The following is an 18901-nucleotide window of genomic DNA, read 5'->3' as shown; positions in this document are numbered from 1 at the left end:
GTATGAGCGGTTTTAGGCCACCCGTGGATCCTTCCCCGGGCGGTCACGCGCCACGCCAGGAATACACCGGGCATACCGCCCGGAACGGCCATGCGCATTGACACCCCCGCGCCCGGATGGTGGGCTCGGACGTCACTGCCGGGGCGAGGTCAGGGTGAAGGAGCGGGGCGTGCAGCTCGGGCGCAGGAGGCATGCGACGGCCGTCGCCGTCGCTGTGATCGGCGGGCTGCTCGGCCCGTTCGGGCCGGCCGCCGTCGCGGCCCCCGTCAGCCCCCCGGGCCCCGCCGCGACCAGTCCGGACCGCGCGGACGAAGCGCGGCTGCCCGCCGTCTGGCCGCGCCCGCAGTCCGTCGAGGCGTCCGGACGGTCCGTACCGCTGGGTTCCGAGGTGACCCTCCTCGCCGACGCGCAGGCCGACCCGTACGCGGTGGACGCGCTCAGGGCGCTCCTGCGTGACGCCGGGGTCAGGACGGTGCACGCCTCCCTGCCCGGCAAGGGCCCGGTGATCCGGCTCGGCGGCCCGGACGCGGGCCGGGCGCTGCGGGCCATGCGCGCACCCGAACGCGCCGACCTGCCGTACGGCGGCTACCGCCTCGCCGTGGGCCGGGCCGGTGACCGCCCCACGGTCGCCCTGGACGGCGTGGGTGAGGACGGCCTGTTCCACGCCGTGCAGACCCTGCGCCAGCTCGTGCGGAACGGCACCGTGGCCGGGGCCGTGGTCCGGGACTGGCCGGGTACCGCCGTCCGCGGGACGACCGAGGGGTTCTACGGGCAGCCGTGGAGCCAGGAGGAACGGCTGGCCCAGCTCGCCTTCATGGGACGCACGAAGCAGAACCGCTACCTCTACGCGGCCGGCGACGACCCGTTCCGGCAGACCCGCTGGCGTGAGCCGTACCCCGCCGCGGAACGCGCCGACTTCCGTGCTCTGGCCGCGAAGGCGCGGGCCGAGCACGTGACTCTCGGCTGGGCCGTCTCCCCGGGACAGGCCATGTGCATGGCCTCGGACGCGGACGTACGGGCGCTGACCCGGAAGATCGACGCGATGTGGGCGCTCGGGGTGCGGGCCTTCCAGCTGCAGTTCCAGAACGTCAGCTACAGCGAGTGGCACTGCGACCAGGACGCCGAGACGTACGGCAGCGGGCCCGAGGCGGCGGCCAGGGCGCAGGCGCGGGTCGCGAGCGCCGTCGCCCGGCACCTCGCGGACCGGCACCCGGACGCGGAACCGCTGTCGGTGATGCCGACCGAGTACTACCAGGACGGCGCCACCGACTACCGCACGGCGCTCGCCGCGGAGCTGGACCACCGGGTGCAGGTCGCCTGGACCGGTGTGGGGGTCGTGCCGAGGACGATCACCGGCAGGGAGCTGGCGGACGCGCGGGCGGTCTTCCGCCGCCCCCTGGTCACCATGGACAACTACCCGGTCAACGACTACGCGCAGGACCGGATCTTCCTCGGCCCGTACACGGGCCGTGACCCGGCGGTGGCCGGCGGGTCGGCGGCGCTGCTGGCCAACGCCATGGAACAGCCGTCGGCCTCCCGCATCCCGCTGTTCACGGCCGCGGACTTCGCCTGGAACCCGAAGCAGTACCGGCCGCAGGAGTCCTGGCAGGCCGCCCTCGACGACCTGGCGGACGGGGACGCCGAGGCCCGGAAGGCCCTGGAGGCGCTGGCCGGCAACAGTGCCGCCTCCGTGCTGGGCGGCGACGAGTCGGCGTACCTGAAGCCGCTGCTGAAGGCGTTCTGGACCTCGCGCGAGGACGCGGCGGACGGTGACCGGGCCGCGCGCGGGCTGCGGGCGGCGTTCGGGGTGATGCGGCGGACGCCGGAGCGCCTGGCGACGCCCGCGAACGGCCGGCTCCGGGACGAGGTGCGGCCGTGGACCGAGCAGCTGGCCCGGTACGGCAGGGCGGGTGAGCTCGCCGTCGATCTGCTGGAGGCCCAGCGCCGCGGCGACGGGGCGGCCGCCTGGCGGGCCCAGCTGGCACTCGAACCCCTGCGCGAGGAGATCGGCGCGCACACGGCCACCGTCGGCAAGGGTGTCCTGGACCCCTTCCTGGACCGGGTCCTGCGCGACGCCGGCGCCTGGAACGGCACCGACCGCGACGCGGGCACGGCGAGCAAGGACGCGCACGGCTACACCCTCCGTCTCGGCCGGACCCGTCCGCTGGAGGCCGTCACCACGCTGGCCCGGCCGGGTGACGGCTCGCAGGGCGCCGTCCTCGAGGCCCATGTGCCGGGGGAGGGCTGGCGCGGGCTCGGCCCCCTGTCGGAGGCCGGCTGGACGCAGACGGCGGCGCGCGGGCTGCGCGCGGACGCCCTCCGGGTCACCGTCCCCTCCGCCCGCCCGGCCTTCGTCGGACCTCCGGCCCCGGGCGTCACCGGCACAGCTCCCCCGGCATCGGACGCCCCGCGGGTGCGGGCGCTGGTCCCGTGGTTCGGTGACGAGCCGGCGGCCCGGCTCGCTCTCGTCCGGGACAGGACGGACGCCGTGATCGGCGGCGGTGCGCAGCGGGTCGAGGCGCGGCTGGCCGGCGGGCGCCCCGGCGAGGTGAAGGGCGAGCTGAAGGCGAAGGCTCCGAAGGGCATCGAGGTGAGGGTGCCGAAGCAGTCGACCGTGACGCGCGGCTCGCGCACCCACGTCCCCGTGGACATCACCGTGCCGGCCGACACCCCGGCCGGTGAGTACGAGGTGCCGCTGAGCTTCGGGGGCGAGGAGAGCACGCTGACGGTGCGGGCCTACCCGCGTACGGCGGGCCCCGACCTGGTGCGTACGGCCGAGGTGTCCTCCTCCGGCGACGAGACCCCGGACTTCCCGGCGTCGGCCGCCTCGGACGGCGACCCGGAGACCCGCTGGTCGTCCCCCGTCGAGGACGGCGCCTGGTGGCAGGCCGAACTCCCCGCGCCGGTGCGGCTGGGCCAGGTCGTACTCCACTGGCAGGACGCCTACGCCTCCCGCTACCGCGTCCAGGTCTCCCCGGACGGCCGCACCTGGCGTACCGCGGCGACCGTCCGGGAGGGCGGGGGCGGGCGCGAGTCGGTCCGGATGGACGCGAAGGACACCCGCTTCCTCCGGGTCCAGGGCGACGGCCGGGCCACGGAGTACGGCTACTCGCTGTGGTCGGTCGAGGCGTACGCCGTCGCCGGCGAGGACCCGGAGGGCCGCTGAGGGCCCCGGTACGCCGAAGGCCCGGTGCTCAGGCGGAAACGCCGTCGATCCGGGCCATCACGTCGTCCGCGCCGAACGGCTGCAGGTAGGGCAGCCAGCGCGGATCCCGGTGTCCGGTTCCGATGATCCGCCAGGCCAGCCCGCTGGGCGGCGCCGGCTGATGGCGCAGCCGCCAGCCCAGCTCGGGCAGATGGCGGTCCGCCTTGACGTGGTTGCAGCGGCGGCAGGCCGCCACCACGTTGTCCCAGGCGTGCTGGCCGCCGCGGCTGCGCGGGATGACGTGGTCGACGCTGGTCGCGGCGGCCCCGCAGTACATGCAGCGGCCGCCGTCCCGGGCGAAGAGCGCACGGCGGGTGAGGGGGACGGGCCCCCGGTAGGGGACGCGCACGAACCGCTTGAGGCGGACGACGCTCGGCGCGGGCACGGCACGGGTGGCACTGTGCATGAAGGCGCCGGACTCCTCGAGGCAGATGGCCTTGTTCTCGAGGACGAGGACGAGCGCGCGGCGGAGAGGTACGACGCCGAGCGGCTCGTACGAAGCGTTGAGAACCAGGACGTGCGGCACGTGGATGCCTCCTTGTACGCCGGCGACGCGTGGCTCGCGCCGGGACGATCCGCTCTCAGTCTCTCCTTATGCCTGGTCCGAGCGCCACCACGTGCGGGTAACGGGCCGGAGGGATTTTTCTCACCCGCCCGCCTCGTCCCCGCCCCGGGCACACCGGAACAGGTGTGCCGCAGGGGCGGCCGTCCCCGCCCCGGGGGCGGCCCCACCCCGTGCTCCCCCCGGTGAGACGTGGATCTCCCTCCCCGACGGCAACGAACCACTCCCCCGGCTTCGTTACTGTGGTTGGTCTGCTGTCGCCCCACCTGGAGGTCCCCGCCGTGTCCCTGTCCGCCCTGCTGGCCGCAGCTCCGTCACCCGGCGCCGGCGGCTCTCTGGACGAAGCCGCCGAACGGGCGGGGAACGCCGCAGGCTGGGTCGAGGAGAACTGGTCCACCTGGCTGAACACCGGTCTCCGCATCATCCTGATCGCCGCCATCGCGATCGTGCTGCGGTACCTGATCCGGCGCGCCCTCACCAACCTCATCGACCGGATGAACCGCAGCGCCCAGGCGGTGGAGGGCACGGCCCTGGGCGGCCTGCTGGTCAACGCGGAACGCCGCCGCCAGCGCTCCGAAGCCATCGGCTCCGTGCTCCGCTCGGTCACGTCGTTCCTGATCCTGGGCACGGCGGCCCTGATGATCCTGGGCGCCTTCCAGATCAATCTGGCCCCCCTGCTGGCCTCCGCGGGGGTCGCCGGTGTCGCGCTGGGCTTCGGGGCCCGCAACCTCGTCACCGACTTCCTCTCCGGTGTCTTCATGATCCTCGAGGACCAGTACGGCGTCGGCGACACCGTCGACGCGGGCGTCGCCTCCGGTGAGGTCATCGAGGTCGGCCTCCGGGTCACCAAGCTGCGCGGCGACAACGGCGAGATCTGGTACGTCCGCAACGGCGAGGTGAAGCGGATCGGCAACCTCAGCCAGGGCTGGTCCACGGCCGGTGTCGACGTCACGGTCCGTCCCACCGAGGACCTGGACCTGGTGCGCAAGGCGATCGCCGAGGCGGGCGAGACCATGACCAAGGAAGAGCCCTGGTCGGAGCGGCTGTGGGGCCCGGTGGAGATCCTCGGCCTGGACGCGGTGCTGCTCGACTCGATGACCGTACGGGTCACGGCGAAGACCATGCCGGGCAAGTCGCTGGGGGTCGAGCGGGAGCTGCGCTGGCGGATCAAGCAGGCGCTGGACGCAGCCGGCATCCGGATGATCGGCGCACTCCCCCTCAGCGCCGACGGCGAGTCCACGGCCGACCCGACGGCGGCCATGGCGGCGCCCTCGGCGTACGCGTCGACGACGTCCCCGCAGTCCCTGGCGGCGACCCCGATACCGCCGCCCAGCCTGACCAAGTAGGACCCGTGCCGAGGGGCGCTCCGCGAGACCGTCGGGGCGCCCCTTCCGCGTTCCCGGGAGGCCCGGCCCGGGTAACGCTTCGGCAGCCGTGTCGGCCGACCCCATTGACGATCCGGTGACACGGGTCCTACGTTCCTCCCAACGAATAGGAAAGTTTCCTAACAGAGGGAGGGCGCGTCGCTCATGGCCGGAACAACACCGGGTACCCCACGTGTCCTGCGCGCCATGAACGACCGGGCTGCGCTCGATCTCCTGGTCGCTCAGGGCCCCCTGACCCGTACCCGGATCGGCGAGCTGACCGGGCTCTCCAAGCCCACCGCCTCCCAGCTGCTCGCGCGGCTGGAGGACGCCGGCCTGGTCCGTTCGACCGGCAGCCAGAGCGGGCGCCCGGGCCCCCGGGCGGTGCTCTACGAGATCGACCCGGCCGCCGGGCACGTCGCGGCGCTCTCCGTCGGGCACACCGGCATCGACGCCGTCGTCTCCGACATCACCGGCACCGTGATCGGCTCCTGCCGCGTGGAGGCCGAAGCCGTCGCGGAGGACGTGCGCCACCGCACCGCCCAGCTCGTCGCCGAGGCCGTGGACGGCGCCCTGCGCGGGACCGGGCTCGGCCACGACGACCTCGACCGTGTGGTGATCGGGACCCCGGGCGCGATCGACCCGCACACCGGTCAGCTGCGCTATGCACCCCATCTTCCCGGATGGCACTCGCGCACCCTCGTCGCCGACCTCGCCGAGGTCGTCGGCAGGCCGGTCGTCATCGAGAACGACGTGAACCTCGCCGCCGTCGCCGAGCAGTACGAGGGTGCCGCGCAGGACCACGACCACTTCGTCCTCGCCTGGCTCGACGAGGGCGTCGGCGCGGCGATCGTGCTGGGCGGCTCCCTCCTGCGCGGCGCCACCGGCGGCGCGGGGGAGATCGGCTACATGCCTCTGCCGGGCGCCCCGCTCGCCCGCGGCGGCGAGAGGGACTGGGCGGGCCCGGACGCGGGGGGCGGCTTCCAGAGCCTCGTCTCGCGCCCCGCCATACGCGCCCTGGCCGGCGGGAGGCCGCTGGCCGAGGCGCTCGCCGACGAAGCCGTCCGGGCCGAGGTCGCCCGCAGGCTGGCCACCGGACTCGCCGCCGTGGTCGCCGTGGTCGACCCCGAACTGGTCGTCCTCTCCGGCCGGGTGGCCCAGGCGGGGGGCGAGGCGCTCCGCACGCTGGTCGAGGCCGAGCTGACCGGCCTGGCGCTGCCCAGGCCCCTGCTGCGCATCAGCGACATCGAAGGGAACCCGATCCTGACCGGCGCGCTGCGCACGGCCCTCGCCCAGGCCCGCGACAGCGTCTTCGACACCGTCTGAACCACCCGTCACCCCGCGGCGGCGCCCCCGGTCCGGTGGCCCGTACGGCACCTCCATGCCTGCCGCCCCCAGCCCCCGTCCCTGTGCCCCACCTCCCCTTTCCCCTCCCCTCCCCTCCCGCTAAGGAAGTCCGACATGGCGCGATGGCACATCCGTACCCGTGTGCCCGTGGCACTCGGCGCGGCCGCACTGCTGCTGGCCGGCTGCGCGAACCCGAGCACCGGCAGTGACACCGACGACCCCACGAAGCCCGTCACCCTCAAGTTCTGGCACGGCTGGTCGGCGCCGAGCGAGGCCAAGGCGATCAAGGAGAACATCGCCCGCTTCGAGAAGCTCCACCCGAACATCGACGTCGTCTCCACGGGCAACGTGAGCGACGAGACCATCAACCAGGCGCTGCGGGCCGGCGGCGGGGACGCTCCCGACGTCGTCACGTCCTTCACCACCAACAACGTCGGGCAGTACTGCTCCTCCGGCATGTGGGTGGACCTCGACCCCTTCATGAAGAAGAGCGGGATCGACAAGACGAAGGTCTTCCCGAAGACCCTGCTGGACTACACCCGGTACGAGGGCGTCCAGTGCGCGACGCCGCTGCTCGCCGACGCGTTCGGCATGTACTACAACAAGGATGCCTTCGAGGAGGCCGGGATCAGCCGGCCCCCGCGCACCATGTCCGAGATGAAGGCCGACGCGGTCAAGCTGACGCGGAAGAAGAAGGACGGCTCGCTCGAACGCGCCGGCTTCATGCCCAACTTCCAGCTGTACCAGAACTCCCCCGACCGGATGTTCGCCCAGTGGGGGCCGCAGTACTTCGACGACGAGGGCAAGGCGAAGCTCGCCGACGAGCCGAAGACCGAGCAGTTCTTCTCCACCATGCGCGGTCTCTCCGACGCACAGGGCGGCTACCGCGCCATGGAGCGGCTGCGCGCCACCTTCGGCGACGAGATGTCGTCCCAGAACGGCTTCCTGACCGGCAAGCTCGCCATGCACCTGGACGGCGAGTGGCGCGGGCTGATGCTCGACGACGCGAAGGCCGACTTCGACTGGGGTGTGGCCCCGCTCCCGGTCCCCGACGACCAGGCCGACACCTACGGGCGCGGGTACCTCACCGGCACCGTCGCCGGCATCGCGCACAGCAGCATGCACCAGAACGCGGCCTGGGAGCTGGTGAAGTACCTGACGATCGACACCGAGGCGGTCGTCCACTTCGCCAACGCCATCCACAACGTGCCCTCCACGTTCGACGCGCTGAAGTCACCCGCCCTGGACGCCGATCCGGCGTTCCGCGCCTTCCTCTCGATCGCCCGGAACCCGCACAGCCAGGCCGTTCCCCCGTCGAACAACGGCGGGCAGTACATCAACTCGTTCGGGGACTTCTCGCAGTCCGTCGAGGCCGGCAGGACGAAGAACCTGCACAAGGCCCTGAAGGACCTCGACGACCAGATCGACGCCGACAACGTCCAGTCGGAGAACTGAGGAGCCGGGTCATGGCACTTTCCCTTCCCACCTCGGCGAAGTCCGCCGGCCGGGGGGCCGCACCGGATCCCCGCACCCCCGCGCTGCGGCGCAGGAGGAACCGCGAGCGGCTGCGCATCCTGGGGTTCCTCTCGCCCTGGCTGGTCGGCTTCTCGGTCTTCTTCGGCTACCCGCTGATCGCGACCGTCTACTTCTCGTTCATGCACTACAACCAGATCAAGGCGCCCACCTTCGTGGGACTGCGGAACTGGAGGTACGTGTTCGAGCAGATGCCCCTGTTCGGCCCGGCCCTGTGGAACACCCTCTGGCTGGTCGTCGTCATGGTCGCGCTGCGCGTGGTGTTCGGCCTCGGCATCGGCCTGCTCATCACGAAGATCAAGACGGGTGTGGGGCTGTTCCGCACGGCCTTCTACATCCCGTACCTGGCCCCGCCGGTCGCGGCCACCGTCGCCTTCGTCTTCCTCCTCAACCCGTCCACGGGACCGGTCAACGAGATGCTCTCGTGGATCGGCCTGGACGGCCCGAGCTGGTTCAACGACCCGAACTGGTCCAAGCCCTCGCTGGTCCTGCTCTCCCTGTGGGGCATCGGCGACCTGATGGTCATCTTCATGGCCTCGCTGCTGGACGTGCCGAAGGAGCAGTACGAGGCCGCCGATCTCGACGGCGCCGGCGCCTGGACGAAGTTCCGCTTCGTCACCTGGCCCGCCATCACCCCGATCGTGCTGTTCGCCGTCGTCACCGGCGTCGTGCAGACGATGCAGTACTACACACAGGCCCTCGTCGCGGGGAAGCTCGCCTCGGGCGTCTCCATCGGACCCGGCACGGTGATCCAGCCCGGGTATCCGGACCACTCCACCCTGACGGTGCCGCAGCTCGTCTACTCGATGGGCTTCCAGAACTTCAACACCGGTGCCGCGTGCGTGCTCTCCCTCGTGCTCTTCGCGATCGCCATGGGCGTCACCCTTCTGCTGATGCGCAAGAGCGTCGGCCTCATTCCGGCGGAGGACTGAGATGACCAGCACCACCCTGACCAGGCCGGAAGCTCCCGTGGCGAGCAGGCCGCGCGGAGCGGACGCCGCCTCCCACCGGCGCAGGCGCGTCCTGAACTGGATCGCCGTCCACTCCGTGGCCGTGGCACTCGCCCTCTTCTTCGTCCTGCCGTTCGTCTTCGTCCTCCTCACCTCGGTGATGAGCGACAGCCAGGCGATGAGCGGCGACCTGTGGCCGGATGCGTGGCACTGGTCGAACTACTCGACCGTCTTCCACACCCCCGGTTTCCTCGGCTGGTGGCGCAACTCCCTGATGTACGCCCTGCTCGGCACGGTGTTCACGGTGTGCTCGTCGGTGCCGGTCGCCTACGCCCTGGCCAAGTTCCGTTTCCGCGGGCGGCGTACCGCGATGATCCTCGTCATCTCCACGATGATGCTGCCGCCCCAGGTCATCGTCATCCCGATGTACCTGGTGTGGTCGCAGCAGCTCCACCTGTCGGGCTCGCTGTGGCCGCTGATCATCCCCATGGCGTTCGGCGACGCCTACTCGATCTTCCTGCTGCGGCAGTTCCTGCTCACCATTCCGCAGGAGTACATCGAGTCGGCGAGGGTCGACGGGTGCGGTGAGCTGCGGACGCTCCTGCGGATCGTCGTGCCGATGGCCAAGCCGGGCATCGCCGCCGTCGCGCTCTTCCAGTTCTTCTACTGCTGGAACGACTACTTCGGACCGCAGATCTACGCGGCACAGAATCCCGGTTCCTGGACGCTGAGTTACGGCCTGGAGTCGTTCAAGAGCGCCCACGCGGTCAACTGGAACCTGACGATGGCCGCGACCCTGCTGGTCATGGCGCCGGTCATCATCGTGTTCTTCTTCGCACAAAAGGCCTTCGTCGAAGGCGTCACACTGACTGGAGTGAAGGGCTGACATGAAGCTCGCAGTAGTGGGTGGCGGATCCACCTACACACCCGAACTGATCGACGGGTTCGCGCGGTTGCGGGACACCCTGCCCGTCGAGGAGCTGGTGCTCGTCGATCCGGCGGCCGACCGGCTGGAGCTCGTCGGCGGGCTGGCCCGCAGGATCTTCGCCAAGCAGGGCCACCCGGGCCGGATCACCACCACCTCCGACGTGGACGCGGGGGTGGAGGGCGCCGACGCGGTGCTGCTCCAGCTGCGCGTCGGCGGGCAGGCCGCGCGCAACCAGGACGAGACGTGGCCGCTGGAGTGCGGCTGCGTCGGCCAGGAGACCACGGGCGCAGGCGGCCTCGCCAAGGCGCTGCGCACGGTGCCGGTCGTCCTCGACATCGCCGAGCGGGTCCGGCGCACCAACCCGAACGCCTGGATCATCGACTTCACCAACCCGGTCGGCATCGTGACCCGCGCCCTGTTGCAGGCCGGGCACAAGACCGTCGGGCTCTGCAACGTCGCGATCGGCTTCCAGCGCAAGTTCGCGCGGCTCCTGGACGTCGCTCCGGGCGAGATCCACCTGGACCACGTCGGGCTCAACCACCTGTCGTGGGAGCTCGGGGTGCGGCTCGGCGGCCCCGACGGCGAGGACGTCCTGCCGAAGCTGCTCGCGGAGCACGGCGACGCGATCGCCGGCGACCTGCGCATGCCCCGGCAGATCGTCGACCGGCTCGGGGTCGTCCCGTCGTACTACCTGCGGTACTTCTACGCGCACGACGAGGTCGTCCGGGAGCTCGGCACCAAGCCGTCCCGGGCGGCGGAGGTCGCCGCGATGGAGAAGGAACTCCTGGCCATGTACGGCGATCCCGCGCTGGACGAGAAGCCGGCGCTGCTCGGCAAGCGGGGCGGGGCCTTCTACTCGGAGGCGGCCGTGGACCTGGCCGCCTCGCTGCTCGGCGGGGGCGGCCCGGCCGTGCAGGTGGTCAACACGTACAACAACGGCACGCTGCCGTTCCTGCCGGACGACGCGGTGATCGAGACCCAGGCCCGGGTGGACGGCACGGGCGCCTCCCCGCTCGCGGTGCCGGCCCTCGACCCGCTGTACGCCGGGCTCATCGCCAACGTGACGGCGTACGAGGACCTGGCGCTGGACGCCGCGCTGCGGGGCGGCCGGGACCGGGTGTTCAAGGCGCTGCTCTCGCACCCGCTCATCGGCCAGTTCGAGTACGCCGAGGGCCTCACCGACCGGCTGATCGCGCACAACCGGGAGCACCTGGCGTGGGCGTGAAGGCTTCGGTCCTCGCCATCGACGCGGGGAACAGCAAGACCGATGTGGCTCTGATCGGCGAGGACGGCACCGTCCTGTCCACGGCACGCGGCGGCGGCTTCCAGCCGCCCGTCGTCGGCGTGGAGACGGCGGTGGACGTCCTGGCCTCGGCGATCGGACAGGCCCTGGCCGCGTCCGGGGAGCCCGTCGGGAGCGTGGAGCACGTGTCGGCGTGCCTGGCCAACGCCGATCTCCCGGTGGAGGAGGCCGAGCTGGCCGAGGCCCTGCTCGCCCGGGGCTGGGGCCGCACGGTCGAGGTGCGCAACGACACCTTCGCGATCCTGCGGGCGGCTCTGGACGAGCCCCGCGGAGTGGCCGTCGTCTGCGGTGCCGGGATCAACTGCGTGGGCATGGTCCCGGACGGCCGTACGGCCCGGTTCCCGGCGATCGGCCGGATATCGGGCGACTGGGGCGGCGGTTCGGGCCTCGCCGAGGAGGCCCTGTGGTTCGCCGCGCGGGCCGAGGACGGCCGCGGGGAGCCGACGGAGCTGGTGCGCACGCTGCCGGGGCACTTCGGCCTCGGCTCGATGTACGAGCTGATCGAGGCACTGCACCGGGGGCTGATCCCCGCGGGGCGCCGGCACGAGCTGACGCCGGTGCTCTTCGCGACGAGCGCGGCCGGGGACGCCGTGGCGAGCGCCCTGGTGGACCGGCTGGCCGGCGAGGTCGTCTCCATGGCGACGGTGGCGCTGGGACGGCTGGGGCTGCTGGCCGAGGAGGTGCCGGTCGTCCTGGGCGGCAGCGTGCTGGCGGCACGGCACGCCCGGCTGGACGAGGGCATCGCCCGGCTGCTGGCGGAGCGTGCGCCGAAGGCGGTGGTCCAGGTGGTCGCGGAGCCTCCCGTCCTCGGCGCCGCGCTGCTCGGCCTGGACCACACGGGGGCGCCGGCCGGGGCGCACCGTAGGCTGCGCGCGTACTACACCTGACAGACTGGTCACAGAGGTGGGGGCGTTGCCCGGCCGGTCGCCGGGAGACGCCCCCTTCCGTACGGGAACCGATCAGATGTCCCGAACGTGTTCTTGATGGGGAGATCGATTCGGTGCAGGATCCAGGTATTCCTGGTGAATGCCGGTCCCTGCGGCCATACTTCTGGCCGGGCGCCAGTCCCCCGATCGGCCGGGGGCCGGGGCCGACGTCAGAGACCGAGGGGGAGGTCGAGTGACATACCCGCCGACCGGGGCCGCACTGCGGGAGCCCGGGCCGGAGAGTCCGGCCGCGCCCGTGACCGTGCCGGCCCAGCGCCGGGGCCTGCGCTCCGAGGCCGCCGGGCGGCTGCGTGCCGCGGCGACCACCGAGCCGGGCCGGCTCCAGATCATCGGCGCCGTACTCACCCTGCTGGTACTGGTGTTCGGGACGGTCACCTTCCTGGAGATCTCCGGACGGGCCTCGTCCGCCGACGACGTGGTGGAGCGCAGCCAGCCGCTGAGCGCGGACGCCGCGAGCATCTACCGTTCGCTGGCAGACGCCGACACGATGGCCGCCAGCGGCTTCCTCGCCGGCGCCGAGGAGCCCGAGGACGTCCACGCGCAGTACGAGAAGGACATCAAGGAGGCCTCCCGGCTGCTCGTGAAGGCCGCGGCGAGCACCGACGTCTCGACCCCCTCGCACCGGGAGATCACCGAACTGGGTGAGCTGCTCCCCGAGTACACGGGCCTGATCGAGCGGGCCAGGGCCAACAACCGGCAGGGACTGCCGCTCGGCGGCGCCTACCTCCGCTACGCCAATCAGAAGATGACGAACGAACTCCTCCCGGCCGCCGAGCGGTTGTACGCGGCGGAGACGGGCCGCCTCGGCAAGGACTCGGCCGACGCGCGGCGCTGGCCGTTCCTCTCGCTGGCCGCCGGGATCGTGGCGCTGGCCGCGCTGGTCTGGATGCAGCGCCGCAACTACCGCCGGACGCACCGTGTCTTCAGCCGCGGGCTGCTCGCGGCGACGGCCGCCGCCACGGTGGTGCTGCTGTGGCTGGCCGTGGGTCACACGGTGGCCAGGGCCGAGCTGCGCGGCGCCATGGTGAACGGCCAGGAGTCGCTCGACGTCCTCAACAAGGCCCGGATCAATTCCCTGAAGGCGCGGGCGAACGAGAACCTCACACTGGTGGCCCGGGGCGCGGTGCTCACCCCGGACGGCACCCGGGACAAGTACGAGAACGACTACAGCACGGGCATGAGGGCGCTCGGCGCCCAGCTCGGCACCGCGGAGAAGCTCGCCGGCGACGACACGACGGGGAGCGGACCGGTGAAGGACGCCATCGACGGTGTGTCCGAGTGGCAGGACCGCCACAGGAAGGCCCGGGAGACGGACGACCGGGGCGAGTACGACGCCGCGCTCGGGCAGATCATCGGGCCGAAGGACACCACGGGGCAGTCCTTCGAGCGGGTCGACGACGCCCTGGAGAAGGCGCTCGCCCATGAGCAGGGCGAATTCGACGCGGCTGCCGGGAGCGGGCGCGGGGCGCTGGGCGGACTGCCCGCCGGGGCCGCCGTCCTCGCCCTGCTGGGCGCGGTCGCCGCGATCGTCGGGGTCAACCGCAGGCTCGCGGAGTACCGGTGAGGGGACGAGCGATGACCAGGGCGAAGGGCTGGGCCGCGCGGCGGGGGCTGCGCGGCTGGGGCGGTGTGACGGGCATGGCGGTGGCCTGTGCGGTCACGGCCTCGCTCACACTGCTGCCGCTGGCGCACGGCGACGGGGCTTTCGGCGGCCGGAGCGCCGGGCAGGAGGCCACCTCTGCCGTTCCGGCCGCCGCCGAGACGTGCAAGGACCCGGAGGCGAGTGTTCCCGCGTCGACGGGCGACGGCCCGAGTCTCCGGAAGATCCGGGAGCGCGGGAAGCTGATCGCCGGTGTCGACCAGAACAGCTTCCAGTGGGGGTACCGGAACCCGGAGAGCCGCACGCTCGAAGGCTTCGACATCGATCTGGTGCACGCCATCGCGGAGGACATCCTCGGGGACCGGGACGCGGTGATCTTCCGCGCCATCCCGACCAACCAGCGGATCGCCGCCCTGGAGAACGGGAAGGTCGACGTCGTCGTCCGCACGATGACGATCAACTGCAAGCGCGTCGGCCAGGTCGCCTTCTCCACGGCGTACTTCCAGGCCGGTCAGCAGGTCCTGGCTCCCAAGGAGTCCACGATCGACGGCTACGACGAGTCGCTGAAGGGCAAGCGGGTCTGCACGGCGGAGGGCTCGACGGCGAACGACGCGCTGAAGGAGGAGTCCTTCGGGGCGATATTCGAGGACGAGCACGAGGACACCGAGCTGGACGAGGACCAGCTGACCGTCCCCAACCAGCTGGACTGCCTCGTGAGGCTCCAGCTCGGCGAGGTCGACGCCGTGGTCACGGACAACGCGCTGGCGGCCGGCCAGGCGGCGCAGGACCCGGCGGTGGAGCTCAAGGGCGACAAACCGTTCACCACCGAGTACTACGGCGTCGCGGCCAAGCTCGGCGCCGACGACCTGGTGGCGCGGGTGAACCACGTGCTGGACGGCTACCGCCGGGGCGGTGCGGACAGCCCCTGGATGACGTCCTACCGGACCTGGCTGGCGGAGGGGCTGCCCGGCATCGAGGGACCCCCCGCGCCGAAGTACCGCAGCAACTGAACCCGTCCGGGCCCTCGGGCCCGGCGGCCGGAACGGAGAGGTGATCGATGGGCGTGGCGGGATCCTTCCCCGGCTTCGCGGGGAGGCCCCCCGGCCCGGTCATGGACCGGGACGAGGCGGACCGTGCGCTGGCCCGGCTCGGTGCGGAGCACGAGGCCATCGAGACCTCGCTCCTGGCCCTCCAGGACCACGCCGGGCGCCGGCTCCTGGAGGGCGCCGACCTGACCGGCGTCACCAAGGAACGCTGGGCCGCGACCGATCAGTCGATCACCCTGCTGTGGGGGTACTTCGACGCGTACGCCGGGGCGCTCGCCAGGGCGCGTGAGATCCGTGCGGGGCGCCGCCACCCCGGCAAGGACGACCTGGTGGCCCTGACCGACGTGCTCCGCGGCGACAGCGTGACCGTCGCCAACCCGGGAGCCGTCAGCCCCGGCCCCTCCACCGGCGGTCCGGCCAGACTCTCCGAGCGGTTCACGCTGGAGGAGCTGGTCGCCCGGATGAACGACCTCTACGCCCGGTCCCTGGACATGGTCGTCGCCGCGGACTCCGTGTGGTCGGCGCTGCCTGCCCGGATAGACCTGCTCGCCGCCGAGCTGCGCCGCACCCGCTCCCTGGCGCACTCCGTCGGGGTCCGCCCCGGGGAGCATCCGGCCGGGGACGACCTGGAGTCGATCACCCAGGAGCTGACCACGCTGCGGGTGCAGGTGATCTCCGATCCGCTGGCCTTCTGGCTGCCGGGGCCCGGAAGCGCCGCACCGGGTGGCGGGCGTCCCGACACCGTGCGCTACGACACCGCGGCCCGCGCCCTGGAGGACGTACGCCGCGAGATCGAAGCGGTGCTCGCGGTCCGGCAGGACGCCGAGCAGCGCCTGGTCCAGCTGCGTGACGTCCTGTCCCGCGCGGACCGCACGCTCGCCGAGGCCCGCTCCGCGCGCGGCGAGGTGCTGGCGAAGATCGCCGCGTCGGAGGTGCCCGCCGTCAGCGGTCCGCCCACCGCGCTCCAGGAGAGGCTGGCCGTCGCCTCCGAGTACCGCAGGCACGCCCAGTGGAACCGGCTGTCGCCGCTGCTGGACTCGCTGGAGCGGGAGGCCGAGGACGAACTGCTGCGCGCCCGCGAGTCGCTGACGTCCGTCACGGCACCGCTCGCGGTCCGCGCGGAGCTGCGCGGCAGGCTGGACGCGTACAAGGCGAAGGTGGCCCGGCACGGCCTGGCCGAGGACCCGTTGCTCATCGAGCGGTACGACGCGGCCCGCCGGATGCTGTGGAGCGCGCCGTGCGATCTACGCGTCGCCGAACAGGCGGTGCTGCGCTACCAGCTGGCCGCCACCGATCTGCTGGCACCGCGTCCGGGCGGGCCCGACGGCCAGGGGGAGACATCATGAGTACGGAGTGCCAGCGCCCCGCGTGCGAGGGCAGCTACGAGGACATGGGCGGCGGCGAGCTGTACTGCTCCACCTGCGGCCTCGCGCCGGTCGTGTCGCCGACGGGCATGGTGAGTTCACCGCCCACCGGCATCGCGGGCGGTGGCAGGGCGGCGGGCGGCAGCGGCAGGGGGAGCGGCAGCACCTCGCAGCGGACCGGTTCGCAGGCGTCCGCCCGCTCGTCGTCCCGCTCGTCGACCTCGCGGCGTTCGGTCTCCGGGCGGCTCTCCCGCTCGCTGTCCGGCCGCTCCACGTCCCGCTCGGTGTCGGTGCGCTCCTCGGGCACCTCCACGGGCTCCACCTCCGGGCGCGGCAGGCTGGGCGCGGGCCTGGTGCTCGTCCCCGACGTGCCCCGGCCCGACCCGCAGACCGCCGTGATGGAGAACCCCGAGGTCCCCGAGCGGAAGCGCTTCTGCTCGCGCTCCGACTGCGGGGCACCGGTCGGACGGGCCCGCGGGGACCGGCCCGGGCGCACCGAGGGGTTCTGCACCAAGTGCGGTCACCCCTACTCGTTCGTGCCCAAGCTGCGCGGCGGCGACATCGTGCACGGCCAGTACGAGGTCGCCGGCTGCCTGGCCCACGGCGGGCTCGGCTGGGTCTACCTCGCCGTGGACCGCGCCGTCTCCGACCGCTGGGTGGTCCTCAAGGGCCTGCTGGACACCGGGGACCAGGACGCCATGGCCGCGGCCATCTCCGAGCGCCGCTTCCTCGCGGAGATCGAGCACTCCAACATCGTCCGCATCTACAACTTCGTGGAGCACCTGGACCAGCGCACCGGTTCGCTCGACGGCTACATAGTGATGGAGTACGTCGGCGGGAAGGCGCTCAAGGAGATCGCCAACGAGCGCCGGTCACCGGACGGGAGGCGGGACCCGCTGCCGGTCGAGCAGGCCTGCGCATACGGGATCGAGGCACTGGAGGCGCTGGGGCACCTGCACAGCCGCAACCTGCTGTACTGCGACTTCAAGGTCGACAACGCGATCCAGACCGAGGACCAGCTCAAGCTCATCGACATGGGCGCGGTCCGCAGGATGGACGACGACGAGTCGGCCATCTACGGCACCGTCGGCTACCAGGCGCCCGAGGTGGCCGAGGCCGGTCCGTCCGTCGCCTCCGACCTCTACACGGTGGCGCGGACGCTCGCGGTGCTGACCTTCGACTTCCAGGGGTACACGAACGTCTTCGTGGACTCGCTGCCCGATCCGGACAACATCGACGTGTTCCGGAGGTACGAGTCGTTCTACCGCCTGCTCGTGCGGGCCACGGACCCGGACCCCGCCCGCCGCTTCTCCTCGGCCTCGGAGATGGCGGAACAGCTGACCGGGGTCCTGCGGGAGGTGGTGGCCCTCCAGACGGGCCGGCCGCGCCCGGCGCTCTCGACGCTCTTCGGTACGGAACTGCGCGTGACGGACACGGAGTTGTTCGCGGAGCTGACCGGCGAGGCATCCCGCCTCGGCGCCCGGACGGGTCCGTCCGGTGGAGCGGGGCTCTTCGGGCGCCGCCGCAGGCCGGCCGTCACCACGCCCCTCCCCGCACCGGCCCTGGCGGCTGTCCCTCCCGTCGCCCCGGCCGTCGCCGCCCCGCAGCCGGTTCCGGCCGGCGCGGGACCCCTGTACGCACCCGCCACCCATGTCAGGGGAAGCACCGGGAGCACGGCGACGGGCGGCGCACAGGCGTACGTGCCGCCGGCCGTTCCCGTTCCCCCGGTTCCGGCTCCCCGGACCGCGGTCGCGGAGCCCGGCCACGCCCCGGGGGCGTACCAGGACGCGGGCCCCCGGCTCGCCGCGTTCGACGCGCGGGCGACCTCGCTGGCCCTGCCGGTCCCCCGGGTGGACCCGAACGACCCCAACGCCGGCTTCCTGGCCGGAGTGATGTCCTCGGCCCCCGCGGAGCTGATCACCGCGCTGCACTCCGTGCCGGCGGCCTCGCTGGAGACCCGGCTGAGGGAGCTCCGCGCCCGTCTGGAGATGAACGAACCAGGCGCCGCCGTACAGGTGCTGACGGCGGTGGAGTCGGAGTACCCGGACGACTGGCGGGTCGTCTGGTACCGCGGGATCGCCTCGCTGGTGACCGGTGACCGCGAGAACGCCGCACTCTCCTTCGACGCGGTGTACGACGCGTTCCCCGGCGAGCCCGCCCCGAAGCTCGCGCTCGGTATCTGCGCGGAGGTGCTGGGGCAACTGGACAACGCCGCGGAGTACTACCGCCTGGTCTGGGCGACCGACCCGGGTTTCGTCAGCTCGGCGTTCGGTCTGGCCCGGGTGCAGCTCGCCGCCGGCACCAGGGCAGCGGCGGTGCACACCCTGGAGTCCGTGCCGGAGTCGTCCATCCACTACACGGCGGCCCGGGTGGCGGCGGTGCGGGCACGGCTCCGTGAGCGGGCCCCGCACGAACCTCTGATCCAGGACCTCTCCGCGGCCGCGGACCAGGTGACCGCGCTGCGCGCCTACGGCCTGGACGCGGTGAGGCGCGAGCAGTTGTCGACCGAGGTACTGGGTACGGCACTCGACTGGGTACTCTCCGGTAGTCCCACGGCTCAGCCGGCTGCTCCGACCTCTCCCGCGACGGCGGCGCCGAGGACGGTGCTGGGCAGTGAGCTGGACGAGCGGGGCCTCAGGTTCGGTCTCGAAAGCTCGTACCGGATGCTCGCCCGGCTCGCGCAGCGGGGCGACGAGAGGATCGAACTGGTGGAGCGGGCCAACCGTTTCCGCCCCCGGACCTGGGTGTGAAG

General features: G+C 72.6%; 13 protein-coding genes. 12 read left to right on the top strand and 1 reads right to left on the bottom strand.

From position 1 onward, the window contains the following. Positions 1–169: 169 nt before the first annotated feature. A complete protein-coding gene (locus tag ACFC51_RS07355; protein ID WP_376527450.1) occupies positions 170–3166 on the top strand; it encodes a beta-N-acetylglucosaminidase domain-containing protein in 2997 nt (998 codons plus the stop codon). A gap of 28 nt (positions 3167–3194) precedes the next feature. Here ACFC51_RS07355 and ACFC51_RS07350 read toward each other — a convergent pair whose 3' ends face one another. Then, on the bottom strand, positions 3195–3731 hold the full coding sequence (locus ACFC51_RS07350; protein WP_104785722.1) for an HNH endonuclease: 537 nt from the start codon (positions 3729–3731) through the stop codon (positions 3195–3197). A gap of 317 nt (positions 3732–4048) precedes the next feature. Between ACFC51_RS07350 and ACFC51_RS07345 the strand changes: the two genes are divergently transcribed. The 11 genes from ACFC51_RS07345 to ACFC51_RS07295 all read left to right on the top strand — a co-directional run bounded on the left by ACFC51_RS07345 (position 4049) and on the right by ACFC51_RS07295 (position 18899). Then, positions 4049–5113, top strand: a complete 1065-nt coding sequence (locus ACFC51_RS07345) for a mechanosensitive ion channel family protein (RefSeq protein ID WP_376373962.1) — start codon at positions 4049–4051, stop codon at positions 5111–5113. A gap of 183 nt (positions 5114–5296) precedes the next feature. Beyond that, the gene (locus ACFC51_RS07340; RefSeq protein ID WP_376373964.1) at positions 5297–6457 is read left to right on the top strand and encodes an ROK family transcriptional regulator; all 1161 of its coding nucleotides are present in this window, start codon (positions 5297–5299) and stop codon (positions 6455–6457) included. A gap of 135 nt (positions 6458–6592) precedes the next feature. Next, positions 6593–7933 (top strand): ABC transporter substrate-binding protein, encoded by a 1341-nt coding sequence (locus ACFC51_RS07335; RefSeq protein ID WP_376373967.1) that lies wholly within the window; start codon positions 6593–6595, stop codon positions 7931–7933. Positions 7934–7944: 11 nt separating this feature from the next. Then, complete coding sequence (locus ACFC51_RS07330; protein WP_376527447.1) at positions 7945–8943, top strand: carbohydrate ABC transporter permease; 999 nt, start codon at positions 7945–7947, stop codon at positions 8941–8943. Between the two features lies 1 nt (position 8944). Continuing rightward, complete coding sequence (locus tag ACFC51_RS07325) at positions 8945–9847, top strand: carbohydrate ABC transporter permease (RefSeq protein ID WP_376527445.1); 903 nt, start codon at positions 8945–8947, stop codon at positions 9845–9847. A 1-nt stretch (position 9848) separates the two neighbouring features. Continuing rightward, positions 9849–11114: a 6-phospho-beta-glucosidase gene (locus ACFC51_RS07320; protein ID WP_376373976.1), complete on the top strand. Its 1266-nt coding sequence runs from the start codon at positions 9849–9851 to the stop codon at positions 11112–11114. After that, complete coding sequence (locus ACFC51_RS07315; RefSeq protein WP_376373978.1) at positions 11105–12079, top strand: N-acetylglucosamine kinase; 975 nt, start codon at positions 11105–11107, stop codon at positions 12077–12079. Before ACFC51_RS07320 ends, ACFC51_RS07315 begins: the two co-directional genes overlap by 10 nt. Positions 12080–12311: 232 nt before the next feature. Further along, positions 12312–13703 carry a hypothetical protein gene (locus ACFC51_RS07310; RefSeq protein WP_376527443.1) on the top strand — a complete coding sequence of 464 codons (1392 nt, stop codon included), beginning with the start codon at positions 12312–12314 and terminating at the stop codon, positions 13701–13703. 11 nt (positions 13704–13714) lie between these two features. After that, positions 13715–14749, top strand: a complete 1035-nt coding sequence (locus tag ACFC51_RS07305) for a glutamate ABC transporter substrate-binding protein (protein ID WP_376373984.1) — start codon at positions 13715–13717, stop codon at positions 14747–14749. 47 nt (positions 14750–14796) lie between these two features. Continuing rightward, positions 14797–16131, top strand: a complete 1335-nt coding sequence (locus tag ACFC51_RS07300) for a hypothetical protein (protein WP_376527440.1) — start codon at positions 14797–14799, stop codon at positions 16129–16131. Then, the gene (locus ACFC51_RS07295; protein ID WP_376527438.1) at positions 16128–18899 is read left to right on the top strand and encodes a tetratricopeptide repeat protein; all 2772 of its coding nucleotides are present in this window, start codon (positions 16128–16130) and stop codon (positions 18897–18899) included. The genes ACFC51_RS07300 and ACFC51_RS07295 overlap by 4 nt, the downstream gene beginning before the upstream one ends. Positions 18900–18901 lie beyond the last annotated feature (2 nt).

This window comes from Streptomyces sp. NPDC055962 (genome assembly GCF_042270185.1).
In the GTDB taxonomy this organism is placed as follows: domain Bacteria; phylum Actinomycetota; class Actinomycetes; order Streptomycetales; family Streptomycetaceae; genus Streptomyces.
This window is presented reverse-complemented; position numbering and strand designations above follow the sequence as displayed.

Coding starts and splice junctions, on each gene's coding strand:
- ACFC51_RS07340 (WP_376373964.1), top strand. CDS start 5,297: ATGGCCGGAACAACACCGGGTACCCCACGTGTCCTGCGCGCCATGAAC.
- ACFC51_RS07335 (WP_376373967.1), top strand. CDS start 6,593: ATGGCGCGATGGCACATCCGTACCCGTGTGCCCGTGGCACTCGGCGCG.
- ACFC51_RS07330 (WP_376527447.1), top strand. CDS start 7,945: ATGGCACTTTCCCTTCCCACCTCGGCGAAGTCCGCCGGCCGGGGGGCC.
- ACFC51_RS07325 (WP_376527445.1), top strand. CDS start 8,945: ATGACCAGCACCACCCTGACCAGGCCGGAAGCTCCCGTGGCGAGCAGG.
- ACFC51_RS07320 (WP_376373976.1), top strand. CDS start 9,849: ATGAAGCTCGCAGTAGTGGGTGGCGGATCCACCTACACACCCGAACTG.
- ACFC51_RS07305 (WP_376373984.1), top strand. CDS start 13,715: ATGACCAGGGCGAAGGGCTGGGCCGCGCGGCGGGGGCTGCGCGGCTGG.
- ACFC51_RS07300 (WP_376527440.1), top strand. CDS start 14,797: ATGGGCGTGGCGGGATCCTTCCCCGGCTTCGCGGGGAGGCCCCCCGGC.
- ACFC51_RS07295 (WP_376527438.1), top strand. CDS start 16,128: ATGAGTACGGAGTGCCAGCGCCCCGCGTGCGAGGGCAGCTACGAGGAC.